This is a genomic window from Chitinophaga rhizosphaerae, from assembly GCF_003958645.1.
Lineage (GTDB): Bacteria > Bacteroidota > Bacteroidia > Chitinophagales > Chitinophagaceae > Chitinophaga > Chitinophaga rhizosphaerae.
Window position 1 is genome coordinate 251,467 of record NZ_RXLO01000004.1, and the last position, 20,081, is coordinate 271,547.

21 protein-coding genes are annotated in these 20,081 nt (G+C 53.6%); 10 read left to right on the top strand and 11 right to left on the bottom strand.

The window, feature by feature from the left end; genetic code table 11:
* Positions 1 to 7: 7 nt before the first annotated feature.
* From EJ361_RS11585 to EJ361_RS11600, 4 genes are read left to right on the top strand one after another with little or no spacing between them, the layout of a single operon-like run.
* Entirely contained in the window at positions 8 to 451 is a 444-nt protein-coding gene (locus EJ361_RS11585) for an IPExxxVDY family protein (protein WP_126245782.1), read from the top strand.
* 40 nt (positions 452 to 491) lie between these two features.
* Positions 492 to 731, top strand: a complete 240-nt coding sequence (locus EJ361_RS11590; RefSeq protein WP_126245783.1) for a 4a-hydroxytetrahydrobiopterin dehydratase — start codon at positions 492 to 494, stop codon at positions 729 to 731.
* 36 nt (positions 732 to 767) lie between these two features.
* Entirely contained in the window at positions 768 to 2,807 is a 2,040-nt protein-coding gene (locus tag EJ361_RS11595; protein WP_126245784.1) for a histidine kinase, read from the top strand.
* Between the two features lie 23 nt (positions 2,808 to 2,830).
* On the top strand, positions 2,831 to 3,583 hold the full coding sequence (locus EJ361_RS11600; RefSeq protein WP_126245785.1) for a LytR/AlgR family response regulator transcription factor: 753 nt from the start codon (positions 2,831 to 2,833) through the stop codon (positions 3,581 to 3,583).
* Here the strand turns inward: EJ361_RS11600 and chrA are convergent, their stop codons facing one another.
* Complete coding sequence (gene chrA, locus EJ361_RS11605; RefSeq protein WP_240646613.1) at positions 3,584 to 4,753, bottom strand: chromate efflux transporter; 1,170 nt, start codon at positions 4,751 to 4,753, stop codon at positions 3,584 to 3,586.
* A gap of 191 nt (positions 4,754 to 4,944) precedes the next feature.
* Between chrA and EJ361_RS11610 the strand changes: the two genes are divergently transcribed.
* Complete coding sequence (locus EJ361_RS11610; protein ID WP_126245787.1) at positions 4,945 to 5,991, top strand: alpha/beta hydrolase; 1,047 nt, start codon at positions 4,945 to 4,947, stop codon at positions 5,989 to 5,991.
* Here EJ361_RS11610 and EJ361_RS11615 read toward each other — a convergent pair.
* The 4 genes from EJ361_RS11615 to asnS all read right to left on the bottom strand — a co-directional run bounded on the left by EJ361_RS11615 (position 5,988) and on the right by asnS (position 9,500).
* Positions 5,988 to 6,182, bottom strand: a complete 195-nt coding sequence (locus EJ361_RS11615; protein ID WP_126245788.1) for a hypothetical protein — start codon at positions 6,180 to 6,182, stop codon at positions 5,988 to 5,990. The genes EJ361_RS11610 and EJ361_RS11615 overlap by 4 nt on opposite strands.
* A gap of 161 nt (positions 6,183 to 6,343) precedes the next feature.
* The gene (locus EJ361_RS11620; RefSeq protein WP_126245789.1) at positions 6,344 to 7,300 is read right to left on the bottom strand and encodes an isopenicillin N synthase family dioxygenase; all 957 of its coding nucleotides are present in this window, start codon (positions 7,298 to 7,300) and stop codon (positions 6,344 to 6,346) included.
* Between the two features lie 55 nt (positions 7,301 to 7,355).
* A complete protein-coding gene (locus EJ361_RS11625) occupies positions 7,356 to 7,877 on the bottom strand; it encodes an ExbD/TolR family protein (protein WP_126245790.1) in 522 nt (173 codons plus the stop codon).
* Positions 7,878 to 8,063: 186 nt separating this feature from the next.
* A complete protein-coding gene (asnS, locus tag EJ361_RS11630) occupies positions 8,064 to 9,500 on the bottom strand; it encodes an asparagine--tRNA ligase (RefSeq protein WP_126245791.1) in 1,437 nt (478 codons plus the stop codon).
* A gap of 364 nt (positions 9,501 to 9,864) precedes the next feature.
* Here asnS and rho point away from each other — a divergent pair, with 364 nt between their 5' ends.
* Entirely contained in the window at positions 9,865 to 11,583 is a 1,719-nt protein-coding gene (gene rho / locus EJ361_RS11635) for a transcription termination factor Rho (protein WP_126246046.1), read from the top strand.
* A 68-nt stretch (positions 11,584 to 11,651) separates the two neighbouring features.
* On the opposite strand, the gene EJ361_RS11640 is transcribed toward rho, so the two are convergent.
* The 6 genes from EJ361_RS11640 to EJ361_RS11665 form a co-directional block, all read right to left on the bottom strand.
* Positions 11,652 to 12,098 carry a hypothetical protein gene (locus EJ361_RS11640; RefSeq protein WP_126245792.1) on the bottom strand — a complete coding sequence of 149 codons (447 nt, stop codon included), beginning with the start codon at positions 12,096 to 12,098 and terminating at the stop codon, positions 11,652 to 11,654.
* Between the two features lie 354 nt (positions 12,099 to 12,452).
* Entirely contained in the window at positions 12,453 to 12,629 is a 177-nt protein-coding gene (locus tag EJ361_RS11645; RefSeq protein WP_126245793.1) for a quinol oxidase subunit 4, read from the bottom strand.
* Positions 12,630 to 12,756: 127 nt separating this feature from the next.
* The gene (locus EJ361_RS11650) at positions 12,757 to 13,371 is read right to left on the bottom strand and encodes an outer membrane beta-barrel protein (RefSeq protein ID WP_126245794.1); all 615 of its coding nucleotides are present in this window, start codon (positions 13,369 to 13,371) and stop codon (positions 12,757 to 12,759) included.
* Between the two features lie 134 nt (positions 13,372 to 13,505).
* Positions 13,506 to 14,114 (bottom strand): TetR/AcrR family transcriptional regulator, encoded by a 609-nt coding sequence (locus EJ361_RS11655; protein WP_126245795.1) that lies wholly within the window; start codon positions 14,112 to 14,114, stop codon positions 13,506 to 13,508.
* A 285-nt stretch (positions 14,115 to 14,399) separates the two neighbouring features.
* A complete protein-coding gene (locus EJ361_RS11660; RefSeq protein ID WP_126245796.1) occupies positions 14,400 to 15,374 on the bottom strand; it encodes a deoxyhypusine synthase family protein in 975 nt (324 codons plus the stop codon).
* A gap of 175 nt (positions 15,375 to 15,549) precedes the next feature.
* Complete coding sequence (locus EJ361_RS11665; RefSeq protein ID WP_126245797.1) at positions 15,550 to 15,993, bottom strand: PepSY-like domain-containing protein; 444 nt, start codon at positions 15,991 to 15,993, stop codon at positions 15,550 to 15,552.
* A gap of 417 nt (positions 15,994 to 16,410) precedes the next feature.
* On the opposite strand from EJ361_RS11665, the gene EJ361_RS11670 reads away from it, so the two are divergent.
* The 4 genes from EJ361_RS11670 to EJ361_RS11685 all read left to right on the top strand — a co-directional run bounded on the left by EJ361_RS11670 (position 16,411) and on the right by EJ361_RS11685 (position 20,079).
* Positions 16,411 to 17,001 (top strand): acyl carrier protein phosphodiesterase, encoded by a 591-nt coding sequence (locus EJ361_RS11670; RefSeq protein ID WP_126245798.1) that lies wholly within the window; start codon positions 16,411 to 16,413, stop codon positions 16,999 to 17,001.
* 54 nt (positions 17,002 to 17,055) lie between these two features.
* Positions 17,056 to 17,685 (top strand): DUF2911 domain-containing protein, encoded by a 630-nt coding sequence (locus tag EJ361_RS11675; RefSeq protein ID WP_126245799.1) that lies wholly within the window; start codon positions 17,056 to 17,058, stop codon positions 17,683 to 17,685.
* 382 nt (positions 17,686 to 18,067) lie between these two features.
* Complete coding sequence (locus tag EJ361_RS11680) at positions 18,068 to 19,207, top strand: cystathionine gamma-synthase (protein ID WP_126245800.1); 1,140 nt, start codon at positions 18,068 to 18,070, stop codon at positions 19,205 to 19,207.
* Positions 19,208 to 19,299: 92 nt separating this feature from the next.
* Positions 19,300 to 20,079 carry a TIGR02757 family protein gene (locus EJ361_RS11685; RefSeq protein WP_240646614.1) on the top strand — a complete coding sequence of 260 codons (780 nt, stop codon included), beginning with the start codon at positions 19,300 to 19,302 and terminating at the stop codon, positions 20,077 to 20,079.
* Positions 20,080 to 20,081: the final 2 nt, after the last annotated feature.

A 20,081-nucleotide genomic window follows, 5' to 3' on the forward strand; every position in this document is an offset into this window, starting at 1 on the left:
TTACCGCATGTCTGTACTTAAATTGAAGCTGGACCAGGACGCACTGGTGGAAGATTTTTTCGAAGACACCTGGCTGGCAGGGATCATTTCCCAGGCCAAAGACTATCAGCTTATCTGGCAACTCAACAAACAACTGGGGTTCGATTTCCGGGTGAACAATACCCTGGAGATCAATCTCGCCAAAAACCGCCGCTCCTTTTTCTTCACCGTGTACGAGCACCAGGAGATCACCAAGGGCGCCGGGCATTACTTCTACAACAATCATTGCAAGGCGGAATTCCTGCTCCCCGAACTGAAGCACGTGGATTACCTCTGGCTCATCAAGGGCAGCTATTACCAACAGGCCGACGTGAAAACGCTCATCGAACAATGCAGAAAGGCCGAACTGGTACAAATGGCGTCGCTGCTGGATATGCGCGACATCAAAAACCGGATTAACCTGATATTCTGATACTTTATTCCCCAACCGTCCACCGCAAAAACAACGCACCATGTGGCAGGAAACCGAGCGGCACCTGTACCGCGCCTTCACCTTCCCCGACTTCCGCGAAGCTTTCGCTTTTATGACCAAAGTAGCTTTGGCCGCGGAGAAAATGGACCATCATCCCACCTGGACCAACACCTGGAACAGGGTGGAAATCTGGCTGAGCACCCATAGCGCCGGCAACACCGTCACGGAAAAAGACCGTGCCCTCGCCAGCGTCATCGATCAATTCATCCACCATTCATAAGCCATAATAGTGAAGCGCCTATCCGTGATATGCCTGATGATTTGTTCCGTTCTCCTGTGGACGGAGCGCGCCGGCGCCCAGGATACGCTGCAGCTCGACTTTTCCCGGCCGGTCAACGGCCTCGATATCCGGCACCAGTTGTCCGTTTTTACGGGCGAAGCCACGCCCGCCACCGCCGCGGCGCTTCCTTTCGGGAAAGACACGTCCATCTTCCACACCAGGAAAAAACTCCTTCACCGTCAGAACGATTGCTGGCTGCGGCTGACCATCCGTAATACCGGACCGGTGGATTCCGTACTGTACCTCTTCGCTGGCTGGCAGGAACAGCTCCGGTTCTATGCGCAAAACACCTCCGGCGAACTGCAGCTCCTTTCCAGCGCGGGTATGATGATGTACGAACCGGACGCGGACCGTTGGGACCGGTACGCCTTTCCCATTCATGTACCGGCCGGCCAGGTGCGCACCTTCTTCCTCCACTTAACGAACCCTTACTACCGCGAAAACGAGCTCATGCCCGTGCTCTACGATGCCATCCATTATGCGCAGTTCCGGAACCGTGAGGCAAACCTGTATAAGGCCGAAGTGCTGGTGATCCAGATCGTTATCGGCATGCTGCTGGTACTGCTCAGTATCACGATCATCAACTACGTCCAGCTGCCAGACAAGCCGAGCATGTATTTTTCCGTGTATTTGCTGGGGCTGATCCTGTTTTTCTGTCTCCGGCTGGAAACGAAGCCCTACCAGCTATCGTTCTTCCACAGATTACCGCTGCTGAAATATTACTGGGACGTTCCGGCGCTGATCGGCTGTTTCTACTTTATGTCCATGCTCTTCGGCAGCGCCTTCCTGAACCTCCGGGAGCGGTTCCCCCTCATGGCGCGGTATTATCTTTACAGTAACATTTTCTACGCCGGGTGCATCCTCGCCTGCTTCGTGTCCATGGCCATGGGGAACTTCATCCTCCCTGGCGAAATCTTCACCTGGGCCACCTTCGCATCGCTGATACCTTTCGGCATTTCGTTCATAGCTCTGGGCCGGCGGATGCGCCATCACCCCCTCATCCGGTTTTTCCTGTACGGTTCGCTCAGTTTGTACATCCTGTCTATCTGGTCGTTCCTCCGCAATACCGAGCCCGTTCCCTTCACCCCGCTTCCCGAGCTGGTATACCCGTACATGCTGCTGGTAGTGGGCGTGCTGCTGCAATCCCTGTCATACGCCGCGGGCCTCAGTTACCGGAACAAGCTCGTGCACCAGGAAAAGACCCGGACGCAGGAGCTGCTCATCAAGCAACTGAACAAAAACAAGGAGCTCCAGCGTAAGCTCAACGAGCAGCTGGAAGAACTGGTGCGGGAGCAGACCACCGAGATCGTGCGGCGGAAAACGGAACTGGAAGAGCAACGCAAACTCCAGATGGAGGCGGAATACAGCAAGAAATTCGCGGAAATTGAGCTGAAAGCCATCCGCGCGCAGATCAATCCCCATTTTATCTTCAACTGCCTCAACTCGATCCAGCTGTTCGTTATGCAGCGCGATTACGAGCACGCACAGAAATACCTGTCCGATTTCTCGTACCTGATCCGCAAGACGCTGGACTTCTCCCGCCGCAATTTTATTTCCCTGGCCGACGAAATAACTTATTTAAATACTTATCTTGGTCTTGAAAAGATGCGGTTTGAACAGAAGATGAGTTACGAGATTTTGATGGACCCCACGCTGAACACGGCAGAGCTGGAAGTGCCTGCGATGCTGCTGCAGCCCTATGTGGAGAACGCCGTCAAGCATGGGATGAACAACGAAGAGCACACAACGGGACAATTGACCATTCGCTTTACCATGATCGCCCACGATATGCTCGAATGCCTGGTGGAAGATAACGGCATCGGCATCGAGCGCAGCCGCCAATTGCGGACGCTCCCCGGGCATCACCAGTCGTCCGGCATGGAAATCAGCTTCAACAGGGCGGAATTATTGAACAAAATGTACAATACCGGCATCCAGATCGAAATCATAGACAAATCGACCCGCAAGACACAGGACAGCGGCACCATCGTGAAGGTGCTTATACCGCAGTTGTAAGACGGGACCAAATTGGAAGACCCATGATCCGTGCAGTAATCATTGACGACGAGCGGAACAGCCGGGATATTATTTCCCTCATGCTGCAGCGCTATTGCCCCGACATCGAAGCGGTGGCACAGGCGGGGAATTGCCGTGAAGGGATCGCCCAAATCCGCGAGCAGCGCCCGCAACTCGTATTCCTCGATCTCGAAATGCCAGACGGCACCGGGTTCGACGTGCTGACCGGCGCCTACGACTCCACTTTCGAAACCATTTTCGTAACCGCGTTCGAGAAACGCTATCTCCATACCATCCGCTTCAGCGAGGTGGAACTTATCCTCAAACCCATCGACCGCGAAAGCCTCCAGCAGGCCGTGCAGGCCGTTCGCCAGCGCCTCGGATCGCCCGGGCGCCAGGAGCGGTACGATGTGCTCCTCCACAACTTCGGCAAAACCACCCGCGACGTTCACCAGATCGTGATCCCACTTTCCGGCGGCGGCGAATTCGTGGCCTCCGTGGAAAATATCGCGTACGTCGAAGGCGGGACCGATAAAACCCTCTTCAGCCTTTCCAACGGCGACCTCCTGCAGTCGCGCAGGCCATTCCGCTATTACACGGAGCTCTTTGCCGGGATGCGCTTCTACCAGGTCAACAATCACCAGATGGTGCAGTTGCCCCACATCCATCACATCGACCACGACCGGCTGCAACTGCATTTGCATAACCAGTCGGTACTCGACATTACGGAGCGCCGGAAGCGGGAACTGGCCAGTGTTTGGCGGCAACAGGCCTGATTACAGGAACGCGCCCGCCAGGATGCAGGCGATCACGATCACGGGGGAAGGAAGCTTCGTAAAACAAAGCAGGCACAGCGTAGAGACCATCAGCAGCGCGTTGTACCAGGTAATGGGGATGGATATGAAGAGGAAGATGGTAGCCGCCCACATCACGCCCACCACCACCGCGTTGATCCCTTCAAGGGCGCGGTAGATCACCACATGTTTTTTCAGGTTGTTCCAGATGGGGAAGAAAAACAGTACCAGCAACATGCTCGGCAGGAAAATTGCCACCGGCGCAATGATGCAGCCGATGAACTGGTACCCCGGCCCCAGACTGCGCATGACCATACCACCCACATAGGCCGACACCGAAAAGGTGGGCCCCGGCATCGCGCGCATGATCCCCGCGCCGGTCAGCAGCTCTTCGGCCGACATAAACTGGCTTTTGGAGCGGAACACGTACTGTTCCAGCATCATGGCGATGAGAATATCGCCCCCGCCGAAAACGAGGCTCCCGAAACGGTAAAAGTTCTCGAACAGGTTGAACGGCCGCCGGGTGATCCAGTTATTGGTACGCGCCATTTCCGACATCACGCCCGCCGCCACGAAGATGAGCGCAAACAGCCAGAGGTTGCCCCACTGGATCTTTTTTCTCGGTTCGTTGATATCGGGGATGCGCTTGTCGCTGAAGTTGGAAATGGTGCCGCCGAGGATGATGAGCGCTGGGAACGTCCACGGAGATTTGAAAAAGAACGCCGCCGCCATGGCCACCACCATGATGATGAATGTAGCGGTGTTGCGGATACTGATCTGGTAGGCGCGGATACCGCCGAAGGCGAGAAAGCCGACGGCCATGGGCTGAACATATTTGAAGATATCGACGCTGAGGGCCCGCTTGTCCATGAATTGCAGCAAAAAACTGAGGGAGCCCATGAGCAGGCAGGCCGGCGTGATCCAGATGGCGAGGGTGGCTACCGCGAGGGGAACGCCGCCGCGTTTGTACCCGATCAGGGTGAGGGTTTGGGAGCTGGAGGCGCCCGGCAGCAACTGGCAGAACGCATTGTATTCCATCAGCTCCTTCTCCGTAACATCCCGGCGCTGTTGCACAAAGGTTTTCATCATCATGGCCAGGTGCCCCTGCGGGCCCCCGAATGCCGTGAAGCTGTGCAACAAGACTGCTTTCAAAAATGAGATGTGACGTAAAAACACGTTGGGATATCAGTTCGCCCCTCAATTTCCAGTAAAATAATGAAATATTCAAATCCCTCCCTTAAATGTGCCTGATAATCCGTGGGTTAGCAAGGCATAAAACTTGTACGTACAAACTGGCGAAACTTTTGGTTTCGTTTAGGCGTTAAAGAAATAACAGCATTCCCATGAAACGTCTTCTGACAGGCTTTTTCCTTGCGCTGGCATGCGCCGCCCAGGCACAGCTTTCCAACTACAACAGCCAGGCGTACTGGTCGCGGTTCACACTGCAATCCCGCCAGCAGCGGCCTTCCGGCAGCGATACTTCGCTGGTTGTCGTCACCAACCGGTTCATTCATCCCGACAGTCTGCGTTTCGTGGACGAATTCATCGACACATCGGCCCTGAAGTACTTTTTCCTGGAAAAACAGCAGGGAACGTGGAAAGTGTACCCCGAGCCCACGCTCTCCGAAGCCATGGACCACCTCCCGCGCCACCGCGATATCGTCGTGTATGCCGAAGGGATGGGCAAGCTTTTCACGTCCAATGTGGAACGGGCGCAGCTGATGAGCGCGCAATACGCCGTGAACGTGGTCATGTTCGACTACGCCAGTATCAATACCACTTACAAACCTTCTAAAAACTTCCGTTTCGCGCGGCAGAACGCGCGGCTTTCCGCGCCGCAGTACCTGCAATTGCTGCGTACCCTACAGGCGGCCCGGGAAAACAGGGAACCCTGGACCGAGGGCGTCTCCATTTCCACGTTTTACCACAGTATGGGCAATATCATCCTCGAACAAATGATGAAGGGGCAAGACACGGGCGTACTGGCGGCAAACGTACCACCGTTCGTCGACAATCTCATCATCAACGCTGCCTGTGTTCCCATGCGGCGGCATGCCCGCTGGGTAGAAAAGATCCACTTCGCGAAGCAAGTTTACGTGCATTACAACAAGCGCGATTTGCAGCTGAAAGGTGCGCACCTGCTCACTTTGAAGCGGCAGCTGGGCGAAAAGGTGCCCCAACGCCAGCGGGCCTCCAATGCACGATACGTCAACTTCCTGGAACTGGCGCGTTGGCAGCATAGCTATTTCATGAATTTCCCCTACAACGACTACCGCCTCAGTTCCGCGATGGTCGAATATTTCAACCGGTTGTTCAACGGCCAGGGAGTTACCGCGGGAGAGCTAACGGCCCTTCAGGCGAGCGCCCCCGCGGCCACGGCCAGCAACTAGCGGCCACGCATCATGCCGGCCACGTCGAGTCCCGGCGGTTCGATGCGCGGGCCGTTCGTGTCGGCCGATTCGGTGCGTAATCCGTTAGTCGGGTCCTTCGCGTCCCGGTTCCTGACGGGCGGCAATGTGGGCAGATCGCCCGTTGCTTCGTCTACCGAAATGCCGCCTGAGATGATTCTCATGTCATCCATAGCCAGCGGGATAATTTGATGGGTATGCATGCCGCAAATAACGATGTTCGGCGGCATTCGGTTTTCGTTCATTCCTGTTCATTCTCTGAACAGGTTTTCAGTGTTGTTCAGGACCAGGCACAAAATACCCGGAGCGCGGGCTCCGGGCAAGTCAAAGCTATTTATTTTTTCAGGCCGATCTCGCGCAGGCGCTCGTCGAGGTACTCGCCGGCCGTAATGGGCTCATATGCCTCCGGGTGACTGCCGTCCACACACTGCGCCAAACACGTAAGATCCATGTCTGACTTGGGATGCAGGAAAAACGGGATGGAAAACCGCGAGGTGTTCCACAGCTCGCGCGGCGGGTTTACGACCCGGTGGGTGGTCGATTTCAAACGATTGTTGGTGAGGCGCTGGAGCATGTCTCCCACGTTCACGACGATCTGGTCAGGCAAAGACGTTACCGGCACCCAATCCCCCTGTTTATCCAGAATTTGCAATCCGTCGGCCGAAGCGCCCACGAGCAAGGTAATTAAATTAATATCCTCATGTTGCTCCGCCCGGATGGCGGAAGAAGGTTCCTGGGTGATGGGCGGGTAATGGATGGCGCGCAGGATGGAGTTGCCGTTGTGTATCTTTTTATCGAAGAAATGCTCGTCGAGCCCGAGGTACAGCGCGATAGCCTGGAGAAGTGAATTGCCCGAGGTTTCGAACCCGCGATACGCTTTGTACAGCGTCGGCGTAAATTCCGGCACTTCTTTTACCATCACGTTATCGGGATAGCTTTCCTTCACGGGGTCATCATCTTCCACCGACTGTCCGAACTGGAAAAACTCCTTCAGATCAGGCGCCTCAAACCCCTTTGCGTGTTCCTTCCCGAAAGAAGTATATCCACGCTGGCCCGCCAGTTCCGGGATTTCGTACTTGCTTTTGGTGCTGGCCGGCAGCTGGAAGAAAGCGCGAACATTGTCGTACAGCTGCTTGATGAGCTCATCGGATATACCATGGTTTTTCACGGCTACGAACCCGACTTCTTCATACGCTTTGCCCAGGGCTGTCACGAACGCGGCTTTCCTTGCGGCATCGCCGGAGCGGAAATCCGCGAGGTCAACGGAGGGGATGGAATGAACGGTTGCCATATCGATAGTGTTTTGGAATACTAAAGGTAAGGGAAAAACCCTCCCCCCGCGCGCCCTAACGTTGCAACAATTTCTCCTCCTGCGGTGTTATGTCGGCCAGCGAATACCGCGCCACGCGGTTGATCTTCATCTCGTCGAGCGCATCTACCACATTGCCGTAACTGGCGCCGTTCTCCGCTTTTATCAACACAATTAATTCTTCCGGATCGCCCCACTTCGCGGCCACGGCGCGCTGCCGTGAGCGGATCACTTCGCCGATACCGTTTTGCGCGGAAAACGTGCTATGCTGCAACTGTGGCGGCTTCGCGGAATCGTCGCCCGTGCCTTCGTACCACGAAATGGTGCGGTCGCTGCGAACGAGCAGGGTGATGGATTTACTTTCGGGTACCGGCGTGAAAGCCCCGTCTGCCGGCATGATCAGCGGTAAAGACTTCGGTTCGGCGAGCGTGGTGGTCAGCATAAAAAACGTAATGAGTAGGAAGCCGAGGTCTACCATGGGCGTCATATCTACGCGGGTAGAACGTTTCGGGCTGCGGCGGCGGTTGCCTTTTTGCGGGGAAGTGATCATTTCTGCCATAGGGACCGGTTTGAAAGATGAAGAAATTCCGGCGGCAGGAGCGAAACCCGCCGCCGTGATTACACACACTGTATTGTTTTGCTCAATTACCTCTAGGATGCAGCCGCCAGTGTTTTCCACAAACGTGCATGCATAAAAAAAGCAGGCGGGTTGCGCCTGCTTTCGTATATAGATAAATGTGTCCGACTAGAATTCCGCGCTTTTGGGCGTGCGGGGGAAGGGGATCACGTCGCGGATATTGGTCATACCGGTCACGAACAGCACCAGGCGCTCGAAGCCGAGGCCGAAACCGGCGTGGGGCGCGGTGCCGAAGCGGCGCGTGTCCAGGTACCAGTACAGCTCTTCCACGGGGATGTTCAGCTCGTTCATGCGGGCCACGAGCTTGTCGTAGTTCTCTTCCCGCTGCGATCCGCCCACGATTTCGCCGATACCGGGGAACAGGATGTCCATCGCGCGGACCGTTTTCCCGTCGTCGTTCTGTTTCATGTAGAACGATTTGATGGCGGCGGGATAATCGGTGAGGATCACGGGTTTCTTGAAGTGTTTCTCCACGAGGAAGCGTTCGTGCTCGCTCTGCAGATCGGCGCCCCAGGCATCGATCGGGTAGGTGAACTTCTTGTTTTTGTTGGGCTTGCTGTTGCGGAGGATGTCGATGGCCTCGGTGTAGGTGATCCGCTCAAACTCGTTGTTGAGTACGAATTCGAGTTTTTCGATCAGGCCCATTTCGCTGCGCTCTGCCTGCGGTTTCTGTTTTTCTTCGTCGGCGAGGCGCTGGGTGAGGAATTCGAGGTCTTCCCGGTTATTGTCGAGCGCGAATTTGATCACGTACTTGATGAATTCTTCGGCGAGGTCCATATTGTCTTTCAGTTCATAGAAAGCCATTTCCGGTTCGATCATCCAGAATTCCGCCAGGTGGCGGGCGGTGTTGGAGTTTTCTGCCCGGAAGGTGGGGCCGAAGGTGTAGATATCGCCGAAGGCCATGGCACCGAGCTCGCCTTCCAGCTGCCCGGAAACGGTGAGGTTGGTGGAGCGGCCGAAGAAGTCTTCCTTATAATCGATTTCGCCGGCTTCGTTGCGGGGCGGGTTCTTCATATCGAGGGTGGTGACGCGGAACATTTCGCCGGCACCTTCCGCGTCAGACGCGGTGATGATGGGCGTATGGAGGTACACGAAACCTTTCTGGTGGAAGAACTGGTGAACGGCGAAGGCCAGGGAGTGGCGGATCCGGAACACGGCGCCAAAGGTGTTGGTGCGGAAGCGCAGGTGGGCGATTTCGCGCATGAATTCCAGGCTTTGTTTCTGGGGCTGGATGGGGTAGGCTTCGGCGTCGCAGTCGCCCAGGATCTCCAGGTTGGCGGTTTTCAGTTCTACGCGCTGGCCTTTGCCGAGCGAGGGGATGATCTCGCCGGTGACGCTGATGGCCGCGCCGCGGGTGATGCGCCGGAAGGTGGCGGGGTCCATGTCGGCCTCGTTTACCACTACCTGGAGGTTATTATTGGTTGAGCCATCGTTCAGTGCTATAAACTGGTTGTTGCGGAAGGTGCGCACCCATCCTTTAACCGTGACTTCATAGTTTGTTCTTTCGTCCTGGAGGACCTGCCTGATTTTTACTCTTTGGCTCATATCAATATGTGTTTTGAATTGAGTTGCAAAAATAGACAAATTCGGATGACGAAAATCGGCTTTTTGAAGAGGGGCGGGGATTACAGGCCGGCTAGCGCATGACCGTAAATCGTTATACGTTAGGGCGGAGGGTTCAACATTTTTTTGGAGAATCGCAAAATTAGTCCTAAACTTGTGTCCTCAATCTGTCTGATTAAGTTCCTTTTTTGCCATCTTCATCAGCAGTCACCTCACCACAGGTGATCCCATCAAATTAATGATCAAGACTTTATTATTGACACAAAACAATTATTTGTTAATTGGTGTATGTTGGTATGCAGTGGTACCCGCCTTACGACACTTCTAAATTTTACAAAAACAGATGATGTACGACATCTTACAATTGAACGACATGCTCGTTCCTGAACTACTTGACATCGCCGAGAAGCTGGAAATTCCCAATGCAAAGAAACTGGATAAGCAAACACTCATTTATAAAATACTCGATAAACAAGCCGTGATAGCCTCAGAAGATAAGCCAGGTAACGGAGATGAAAAGAAAGTGAGGAAGAGGAAACCGGTAGGAACGAAAAAAGACGAACCCGCCCCGGCCCCCGCTCCTCAGAAATCCGCTCCCCACCCCGAAGAAGAAGAAGAAAAACCCGCCGCCAAGAAAAGCCGAAAAGCCGCCACCACAAAAGTTTCCAAATCAGAAGACGAAGAAGAGATCAAAGCCCCTCCGGCTAAACGCAAGATCGATATCGACCTCGACATTCCGTCCCTGACGTTTGATGACGACGACGACATCGTGCTGCCCGCGCTTACCGAAGAGGAAGAAGAACCGGCCATCATTCCGGAAGAAGAAGCGGAAGACGACTTCGTGACCGTAGCGGAACCGGTAGCGCCCATCAAGCCGCAACCCGTTGCCAACAATCCGCAACAGCAACAACATAAATACCCGAAAAAAGAACCGGTATTCAATATCGAGTTCGACGGCGTGATCCTCTCCGAAGGCGTCCTGGAAATGATGCCCGACGGTTACGGCTTCCTCCGTTCCTCCGATTACAACTACCTCAGTTCCCCCGACGATATTTACGTTTCTCCCAGCCAGATCAAACTGTTCGGCCTCAAAACGGGCGACACCGTGCGCGGCTCCGTTCGCCCGCCGAAAGAAGGCGAGAAATACTTCGCCCTGCTGAAGGTGGAAACCATCAACGGCAAAACACCCGAAGAAGTGCGCGACCGCGTACCCTTCGATTACCTGACGCCGCTGTTCCCCTTCGAGAAACTGCACCTCACCACCACGTCCAACAACTACTCCACCCGTATCATGGACCTCTTCACGCCTATCGGTAAAGGCCAGCGTGGCCTCATCGTGGCGCAACCGAAAGTAGGTAAAACCATGCTGCTGAAAGAAGTAGCCAACGCCATCGCCACCAACCACCCCGAGATCTATCTCATGGTTGTGCTGATCGATGAACGACCCGAGGAGGTGACCGATATGGAACGCTCCGTGAAAGCGGAAGTGATCGCTTCTACATTCGACGAGCCCGCCGAAAAACACGTGAAAGTTTCCGCCATCGCACTGCAAAAAGCGAAACGCCTCGTGGAATGCGGGCACGATGTAGTGATCCTGCTCGACTCACTCACCCGTCTGGCCCGTGCCCACAATACCGTGGCCCCTGCTTCCGGTAAGGTGCTCTCCGGTGGTGTGGAAGCGAACGCCATGCAGAAACCCAAACAGTTCTTCGGCGCCGCCCGTAAGATCGAAAACGGCGGTTCCCTCACCATCCTGGCCACCGCACTGATCGACACCGGCTCCAAAATGGACGAGGTGATCTTCGAGGAATTCAAAGGTACCGGTAACATGGAACTCGCGCTCGACCGCCGCCTGGCCAACCGCCGCGTATTCCCGGCCATCGACGTTACGGCTTCCTCTACCCGCCGCGACGATCTCCTGCTGGAAAAAGACGTGCTCCAGAAAGTATACATCCTCCGCAATCACCTGGCAGACATGAACACGGAAGAATCCATGAACTTCATGCTCCAGCACATGCGCGGAACACGGAACAACGAAGAATTCCTGGTTACTATGAACAGATAGTGATCCGTTTCAACAATACACAAAAAGGCCGGTACAATTGCGTACCGGCCTTTTTTATTGTGACCGCTTTAGTAATTATGGCACCGCACGTAATACGTGTAGCAATCTACATACGTTGTGATACTCACCGTAGGTATGCCACCCGCCCCTTCGAGGTATTCAGCGCTCGCCAACATGGTACCCGACCCATATTTCATGGTCAGCAGGCCGTGGTTCGGAGTAGCCAGCGAGGGCATGAGCTGATAATCAATTTTATATTGATTGCCAGGATGCAGGATCGCCGGTAACAGTAAGGAAGTGCTACCCGACGGAATATTGTATACTTCCACGGTATGGTCGATCAAGCGGGTGATGGTAACTTTTTTGATGTAGGGCTCGTCTACCCCGTGCGTTGGATTTTCGATGTGGAGATAAGATCCGCAGCGAACAGCGGTTGTTTTGGGCGCCTGGTCCGATATGCGGAATGAAGCCAGCAGGAGCATAATCGCCGTAAGGAATAAGGGGATTGCTTTCATGGATACGTATTTTTCGGGTTATGAAATCGGTGTTTCCGTTGGTGAAGGACAATGGTTCCCAATATAAAAAAAGAGACTGCGATCAGGCAGCCTCTTTCTCCTTTTTACACTGATTTCCGTTTATCGATGCGGGTATGCTATGGTAAGGTCCGTGTGCATCGCCTCTTCCATCGGGCCATGCGGAGGGCGCGGCGGTGTCGGTGGTGTGGGCGGTCTGCCATGGTGATGACGCGGTGGTTTCGGCGGCCTTGGCGGCCGGGGCACCGCGCACGATGCGGCAAACATGATGGTTGCCAGTGCAATTACTCCTCCGGTTTTCCAATTCCTTTTCATATCCCAACATTTTAATTCAGGTTAGTGCCCTTTCTTTTGCTGGCCCGGCGCGAAGGGTTTTGCTGATTTGGTGCCGTAAACTTTCTTCGCTTGTCCCGGCGGCATGCCGTGCGGGTGACTGTGACGTTCTACCACACAACTGCCGAACATGAATGTTCCTGCCAGCACAAAAAGCAGGTGTACTCGGTTAAATTTCATAGCTGGTTACAATTAATCTACCCATGTAATGCAAGATGCAAGCCAAAACAATAAATCGGGTGTAAAAAAGAAAAAAGGCGTTGTTCCTGAGGAACAACGCCTTTATAAAAAACGCTAATATCATGTATTAGAACAGGAACGAAACACCTACCTGGAAGCTCTTGATAAAGTTGAAATCGAGCGTGCTGATTTTGGTATCAGCACCACCAGCTTCGGGCTTAATGGTTTGGTTTGAATAAGTCAAGCCACCGATGTTACCTTCGAGCATCAGGTGTTTACCAACCAGGTAAGAGATGCCGGGCATGAGGTTAGCCTTGATAGTGGAAGTTTTGTCAGTCTTCACATCATTGGTTTCGATCGTCCCGAAACCGTAAGAAACGTTGGCTTCGCTGGTAAAGTAAACCTTAGAATCTGCGATCTGGCAGTAGTTACGAACGAAAACACCGGGAGCGATAGTATTCGTTTTGTCTTTAGTTGTGGTGGCGCCAACTTTTTCTTTGTTAGTATAGAAGCTACCTTCTACAAATACACCAACCATCCACTTGTCGCTCAATGCATAACCAGCTTTGGGGCTGATAGTGAAAGTAGTTTCCGTGTTTTTGTTATCTGAGCCATCAACCTTGCCGGTTACGCTGTTAACACCTACGGAGCCACCTACCAGGAAGTTACCTTTCTGCACCTGTGCTTTTGCGAATTGGGTTCCGAACAGGGCCAATGCGGCCATAACGATCATCTTTTTCATCTGTCGTACAATTTTTAATTTAATATGTCAATGATTGAATCGCTTAATTCATGTTTCCACATACATGTATAGCAATCGGGGAGGAAAGCAGGTTTCGGTCGAATAAAACGGTTTTCGGATATAGTTTTTCCGGGTTATCGCAAACCGTTAAAGAAAATGGTTAACACACTTCTTTCGCGGTTCATGAATTCTTTTATATTGTCGGCATTTTGAAGGTCGAAATCCGCGGCCTGCCACTTGCACCAGTTGATCCAGAATCCGAACAACACCTGTACAAGTAAATCGGCCGTATAGGCAGGATCATGTTTCTCCGAAACTTCTCCCAGTTCGATCCCTTTGCGGATCCAGCTGGAGATGAAGCAGATTTCCGACTGGTGGACCATTTCCCCGATCTGGCGCATGAGAATGCTCGGTTTGTCGCTCACCCACATGTGGATGCCGAACAGGAAATGATATTCCAGTAAAATCCTTTCTTTTACCGACAGGTAACGGTCCAGCACCTCACTCACGGAAACCGCCGTTTCGAGGAAACTGCTGATATCCTTGAAGCTCCCGCTCACGATCCGTTCTACCACCGCCACATAAATGCGCTCCTTGTCGGAAAAATAATAATACAAAGATCCTTTGCTGATCTCCAAATCCTTCGCGATTTCGTCCATAGTCGTCTTGGCCAGGCCAAAGCGTTTGAACCGCTTCAGCGCCACCTCCAGTATCGCTTCCCTCTTTTGATCCTGTTCGGCCATTGTTGGACTTTGCAAAATCGCGTTTGACTTTTTGACTTTGCGGGTCAAATGTAGGAAGTTTTTGGGACCTGCAAAAAAAATTTCTGCCTGATTTTAAAGAACTATAAAAAATGTGAATATGTAACACAATTGCTCCGCAAACATAAAGAAATATTTAATATTTCGCATATGTATCTTGAAAGATTTTGTTAAAACGGCAGCGTAGGGAGTTTCGGGGCTTGGGGGTCGGGTATTTCGGGGGAAAGAGGAGGCCGCAACCTGCGGCCTCCACGGAAAAATATTTGCTTACCAGCCGAGCAGGTAGGCGAAGATGAGCGGCGCCACGATCGTAGCATCCGACTCAACGATGAACTTCGGCGTATTGATATCCAGCTTGCCCCAGGTGATCTTCTCGTTGGGTACGGCGCCGGAATAGGAACCGTAGGAAGTGGTAGAATCGGAGATCTGGCAGAAATAGCTCCAGAACGGAACGTCTGTCCACTCCAGATCCTGGTACATCATGGGCACCACGCAAATGGGGAAATCGCCCGCGATGCCGCCACCGATCTGGAAGAAGCCTACGCCCTTGCCGGCGGAGTTGTTACGGTACCATTCGCTCAGCCAAACCATATATTCAATACCGCTCTTCATGGTCGAAGCTTTCAGCTCGCCTTTGATCACGTAAGATGCGAAGATGTTGCCCATGGTGCTGTCTTCCCAACCCGGAACGATAATGGGAATGTTCTTTTCAGCGGCAGCCAGCATCCAGCTGTTTTTCGGATCGATCTCGTAGTGTTCCTTCATCACACCGCTCAGCAGCAGTTTATACATGTATTCGTGCGGGAAGTAACGCTCGCCGGCGGCTTCCGCATCTTTCCAGATTTTATGGATGTGCTGCTGGATGCGGCGGAACGCTTCTTCTTCAGGGATGCAGGTATCGGTTACCCGGTTGAAGCCCTGTTCCAGAAGGTCCCACTCTTCCTGCGGGCTCAGGTCGCGGTAATTAGGCACGCGTTTGTAGTGCGTATGGGCCACGAGGTTCATGATATCTTCCTCAAGGTTGGCGCCTGTACAGGAAATGATATCGACCTTTCCGGCACGGATCATTTCAGCGAAAGAAATCCCCAATTCAGCGGTGCTCATAGCACCCGCCAGGGTTACCATCATCTTGCCGCCCTCCAGCAAATGCGTCTCATATCCTTTAGCTGCATCTACCAGTGCCGCCGCATTGAAGTGGCGGTAATGATGCTGGATAAATTGTGAAACAGGTCCTTTAGTCATTACAGTACGTGTTTTACTTGTGTATACAAGCCGCAAAGGTACACTTTTCAATAGCACAAAATGTCAAAAAGATCACAAAACCACCACCCCGGTTCATGGGTGATCAGGGCACAAAAAAACCGTCCCGGCTTTACCCGGGACGGTCATACTGACTGAAACTAAAACTAAAATTCGGTTATGCTTTCTGCAATTTCTTGAGGCGGGTGAGGTTACCGTCCGAATCGGATTTCAACACCGTCCAATGCGTGTCGCTTTCCAGGGTCACAACGTAAGTAGTGAAGCCATTGGCATCATATTCCACGATGTTGTTGATCTTCTGGTCGGGATACTTCTTCATGAGGCGGGTGATCACGTTGAGCGGCAGGTCTGCATCGTCGATATAACGGCTCGTAGCCAGCAGGTTGCCTTCACGGTCGTAATGCGCGGTCACTTTCCGGGCGTGCAGGGTGAATTTGGCCACATACTTGCCGGAAGACGTGTACCAGGACACGCTTTCGGCGGTAGCGAACTCCTTCTTGAAGGAATCCAGCACTTTTTTGTTGTCAATGGTTTCGTCGAAGGCAAAAGCGCCCGTCGCGAATACGGTTACCAGGGTCAGAATGGCGATAATCTTTTTCATGGCGGAAAAATTTTAATCAGGATTTAAAATGTTTTAGAATGCGGTGTGTGATTTGATGATGTAAAATTAGTGCGGCCCCTGGCGGTTGGCAAGGGAATAGTTATGACTGGCATGCCAGTATGAAGCCAGTGTTATGTACGTTATAACGCATACGTAAAACGCATAGTTAGCGCAGTGCGAAACCCGCTACGGCGGCGGAGTTGAGCGGAAAGAGGAAATGTTGCACGCGCCGGGGTTAAGACTTTGTTAAAGTGATCGGGCGGTGACAACCGGCAGCGGCTGGAAAAGCATTTTCGAAAACGGACAGCGTGTCGCGGTAGCGGACGGTCCAGGGAATAATGCCTATCTTCGGAGGAGCGGAAACGCTTGATTGTCGTGCTTTTGCCGTTTATCTGTGTGAAATGCCGCTTGTATCGTATGAACTATCTCGCCCACGCATATTTATCTTTTCATGATCCGGATGTTACGGCCGGACAGCTGATCGCCGACTTCGTGAAGGGAAAAAAGACGGAAGATTACCCGGCGCCCCTGCGCAAGGGGATCGTTCTCCATCGTGCGCTCGACGAATATACCGATCATCATCCCGCCTCCAGAACGGCCCGGGAAATCTTCCGCCCCAGTTCCGGCCTATACGGCGGCGTGTTCCTCGACGTGGTGTACGACCATTTCCTGGCCAACGACCCGCAACGGTTCTCCCTCCCCACGCTCGCCCGGTTCGCGGAAGCAACCTATGCCGCGGTGAACGGCCGCCTCCCGCAGCTGCCCCCCGCGTTCCGCCAGATGTTCTCGTTCATGCAGGCGCAGAACTGGTTATATCATTACCATGAGCGCATCTCCATCCTCCGCAGCTTCGGCGGCATCGTGCGCCGGTCCAAATATTACCCGCACCCGGCAGACGTGCCCTACGGCGTGTTCAACGATCACTACGCGGCCTTCCGGGACTGCTACGACGCCTTCATCCCCGACGCCGAAAACTTTATGAAATCTCTCACATCTGAACTTTCCTGATTTTCGGAAAAACACGTAGGTTTGGGGCCGAATTCAACCTATCATTCAAAGTATATGAATACGCTCAAATCTCTTCTCATTATAGCCGGCCTCGCCGTTAGCAGCATCGCCGGCGCCCAGGACCGTAAAATGCCGCCGGTAGACCCCAGTCCCATGGACATGGCCTATTACCCTGTCATGTACCCCTACGTGTGCAAGGTGAAAGGCGAGCCCGGTGTGCTGGTGGCCAGGGCCATTTTCAGCCGTCCGCAGAAAAAAGGCCGCCCCATCTTCGGGAACCTCGTGGAATACGGTAAAGTTTGGCGCCTCGGGGCCAACGAAGCCACGGAAGTGGAGTTTTTCCGACCGGTGAACATCGGCGGCAAATCCGTTCCCAAAGGCCGGTATACCATTTACGCCATCCCCAGCGAAACCAAATGGACGGTTATCCTTAATAAACAGACCGACATCTGGGGCGCCTATAAATATGAGCCTCAAATGGATATCGTGCGCACGGAGGTGCCCGTGATCGCTTCCCCGGAAGAGATCGAAGCGTTCAGCATGGTGTTCGAAAAGGCGCCCTACGGCGCCAATCTGCTCATGGGATGGGACAAAACCCAGGTTTCCCTGCCCATCCGCTGGTCGGATTCCAAAGTGGTGGCTTCGGCAGACAAGCCGAAAACCGGCAAGCCTGGCCGTAAATAGAACCTTCGGAGAATCAACGATATGCAAAAAGGCAGCGGGTACGCTGCCTTTTTTTATGACTACAGTTTGAAACATGGGGTCTAAAGAAAAAAGCGGTAAGAATACCGCCTTCAGAAAATTTTAACCATATCCTATGAAAAACCTGAGTTAAAATTATCGGAAATCTTCATACATCTCACCGCATTCTAGTGAACGCGTGCTTTTATCTCGTAAGCGATGGAAATGGGCGGGCGTAATTCGGATAAGTGTTCAAAAATCCCCCAAAACCGCACTGCGGCACGATTTCAGCGGAAACGGGATAGCACGTACGTGTAATATCGGCCGGGAATGTTGGGGTGGGTAAATTCGTTAACTTTGGTTTTCCCATAAAATACAGCAAAACATGAAGTTAGGTACAAAGCTGATCCATGCGGGTGTTGAGCCGGACCCATCTACCGGCGCCATCATGACGCCGATCTTCCAGACATCCACCTATGTGCAGGCCGCGCCGGGCGATCATAAGGGCTACGAGTACGCCCGTACGCAGAACCCCACCCGCGACGCCCTCCAGAAAGCATTGGCAGCCATCGAGAACGGCAATCACGGGATCTGCTTCGGCAGCGGCCTCGCAGCCACAGACGCCATCATGAAGCTCCTCGCCCCGGGCGATGAAGTGGTGGCTTCCAGCGACTTGTACGGCGGTACCTTCCGGATTTTCACCAAAGTTTTCGCCAAATACGGGATCAGGTTCCAATTCGTGGATTTGCAGGACGCGGCCCAATTGAAGCAGTACCTCAATGCCGCCACGAAGCTCGTCTGGATCGAGACGCCCACCAACCCCATGCTCAATATCATCGACATCGCCGCCTGTTCCGCCATCGCCAGGGAAAAGGGCGTGCTGCTGGCGGTAGACAATACGTTCGCATCGCCGTACCTCCAGAACCCGCTGGACCTGGGGGCCGACATCGTGGTGCATTCCGCCACCAAATACCTCGGCGGGCATAGCGACGTGGTGCATGGCGCGGTGATCGTGAAAGACGATGCGCTCGCCCAGCAGCTGGCCTTCATCCAGAACAGTTGCGGCGCCGTGCCGGGGCCGCAGGATTGCTTCCTGGTGCTCCGCGGCATCAAGACCCTTCATGTACGCATGCAACGCCATTGCGAAAACGGCGAGGCCGTAGCCCGGTTCCTGCGGGCGCATCCGAAAGTGGATAAAGTGTACTGGTGCGGGTTCGAAGATCATCCCAACCACGGCATCGCCAAAAAGCAGATGCGCGGTTTCGGCGGCATGATCTCCTTTACGTTGAAAGACGATAGTATGGACGCGGCCCTGCGGGTTTTGAGCGGCACCCGCCTGTTTTCGCTGGCGGAATCGCTGGGTGGCGTGGAAAGCCTGATCGGGCATCCGGCGTCGATGACGCATGCGTCTATCCCCCGAGAAGAGCGGCTGAAGAACGGGTTGACGGACTCCCTGATCCGGCTGAGCGTAGGCATCGAAGATGTCGAAGACCTGGTGGCCGATTTGAAAAAAGCGATCGGCTGATTGGATTGTTGCGGTAATCTGCTTACTTTTAGCGCATTACACCTACATGCCTCCCGTTCTTGTAAAGGGCCGGGGGCATTTTTCCATATACTATGACCATGAAGTTCCAGCAACTGAAAGAATTTTTGGATGCCAAAGCGGAGCATTACGACCAGCCGGGATTTATAGCCGGCGACCCGGTGAGCATCCCGCACCGGTTCACGAAGCTCCAGGACATTGAGATCGCGGGACTTTTCGCGGCCATTCTGGCCTGGGGGAACCGTACCACCATCATCAACAAGTGCACCGAGTTGATGGGGCTGTTTGACAATGCTCCGTACGATTACATCTTAAACCACGAACCGCGAGACCGGATGAAGCTCATGCACTTCCGGCACCGCACGTTCAACGGGCTGGATTTGCTCTATTTCACAGAGTTCCTCCAGCACTATTATTCCAACGTCACTTCCCTGGAATTCGCATTCAGCGGGTACCTCCAGCCGGAAGACACCAACGTCGAAAACGCCCTCACCGGCTTCCAGAAAATGTTTTTCGCCATGGAACATCCGGAACGGACCCGCAAGCACGTTTCCAGCCCCGCGCGCAACAGCGCCTGCAAACGGCTGAACATGTTCCTTCGGTGGATGGTAAGGCAAGACAAAAATGGCGTGGATTTTGGACTATGGAAGCAAATTTCGCCGTCGCAACTCGTGTGCCCGGTAGATATTCACGTTAGCCGCGTGGCCGCAAGGCTCGGCCTCATCCAGAGCGCAGACGCGAACTGGAAAACGGCCCTGGAGCTCACCAGCCAGCTGCGGCTCATGGAACCCGCAGACCCCGTGAAATACGATTTCGCGCTGTTCGGCCTCGGGGTCATCGAAAAATACGTTTGATC

Bases quoted from the DNA above. Each gene is read 5' to 3' on its own strand.
- EJ361_RS11585 (WP_126245782.1), top strand. From the start codon at position 8: ATGTCTGTACTTAAATTGAAGCTGGACCAGGACGCACTGGTGGAAGAT.
- EJ361_RS11590 (WP_126245783.1), top strand. From the start codon at position 492: ATGTGGCAGGAAACCGAGCGGCACCTGTACCGCGCCTTCACCTTCCCC.
- EJ361_RS11595 (WP_126245784.1), top strand. From the start codon at position 768: ATGATTTGTTCCGTTCTCCTGTGGACGGAGCGCGCCGGCGCCCAGGAT.
- EJ361_RS11600 (WP_126245785.1), top strand. From the start codon at position 2,831: ATGATCCGTGCAGTAATCATTGACGACGAGCGGAACAGCCGGGATATT.
- EJ361_RS11610 (WP_126245787.1), top strand. From the start codon at position 4,945: ATGAAACGTCTTCTGACAGGCTTTTTCCTTGCGCTGGCATGCGCCGCC.
- EJ361_RS11615 (WP_126245788.1), bottom strand. From the start codon at position 6,182: ATGGATGACATGAGAATCATCTCAGGCGGCATTTCGGTAGACGAAGCA.
- EJ361_RS11620 (WP_126245789.1), bottom strand. From the start codon at position 7,300: ATGGCAACCGTTCATTCCATCCCCTCCGTTGACCTCGCGGATTTCCGC.
- EJ361_RS11625 (WP_126245790.1), bottom strand. From the start codon at position 7,877: ATGGCAGAAATGATCACTTCCCCGCAAAAAGGCAACCGCCGCCGCAGC.
- asnS (WP_126245791.1), bottom strand. From the start codon at position 9,500: ATGAGCCAAAGAGTAAAAATCAGGCAGGTCCTCCAGGACGAAAGAACA.
- rho (WP_126246046.1), top strand. From the start codon at position 9,865: ATGTACGACATCTTACAATTGAACGACATGCTCGTTCCTGAACTACTT.
- EJ361_RS11640 (WP_126245792.1), bottom strand. From the start codon at position 12,098: ATGAAAGCAATCCCCTTATTCCTTACGGCGATTATGCTCCTGCTGGCT.
- EJ361_RS11645 (WP_126245793.1), bottom strand. From the start codon at position 12,629: ATGAAATTTAACCGAGTACACCTGCTTTTTGTGCTGGCAGGAACATTC.
- EJ361_RS11650 (WP_126245794.1), bottom strand. From the start codon at position 13,371: ATGAAAAAGATGATCGTTATGGCCGCATTGGCCCTGTTCGGAACCCAA.
- EJ361_RS11655 (WP_126245795.1), bottom strand. From the start codon at position 14,114: ATGGCCGAACAGGATCAAAAGAGGGAAGCGATACTGGAGGTGGCGCTG.
- EJ361_RS11660 (WP_126245796.1), bottom strand. From the start codon at position 15,374: ATGACTAAAGGACCTGTTTCACAATTTATCCAGCATCATTACCGCCAC.
- EJ361_RS11665 (WP_126245797.1), bottom strand. From the start codon at position 15,993: ATGAAAAAGATTATCGCCATTCTGACCCTGGTAACCGTATTCGCGACG.
- EJ361_RS11670 (WP_126245798.1), top strand. From the start codon at position 16,411: ATGAACTATCTCGCCCACGCATATTTATCTTTTCATGATCCGGATGTT.
- EJ361_RS11675 (WP_126245799.1), top strand. From the start codon at position 17,056: ATGAATACGCTCAAATCTCTTCTCATTATAGCCGGCCTCGCCGTTAGC.
- EJ361_RS11680 (WP_126245800.1), top strand. From the start codon at position 18,068: ATGAAGTTAGGTACAAAGCTGATCCATGCGGGTGTTGAGCCGGACCCA.
- EJ361_RS11685 (WP_240646614.1), top strand. From the start codon at position 19,300: ATGACCATGAAGTTCCAGCAACTGAAAGAATTTTTGGATGCCAAAGCG.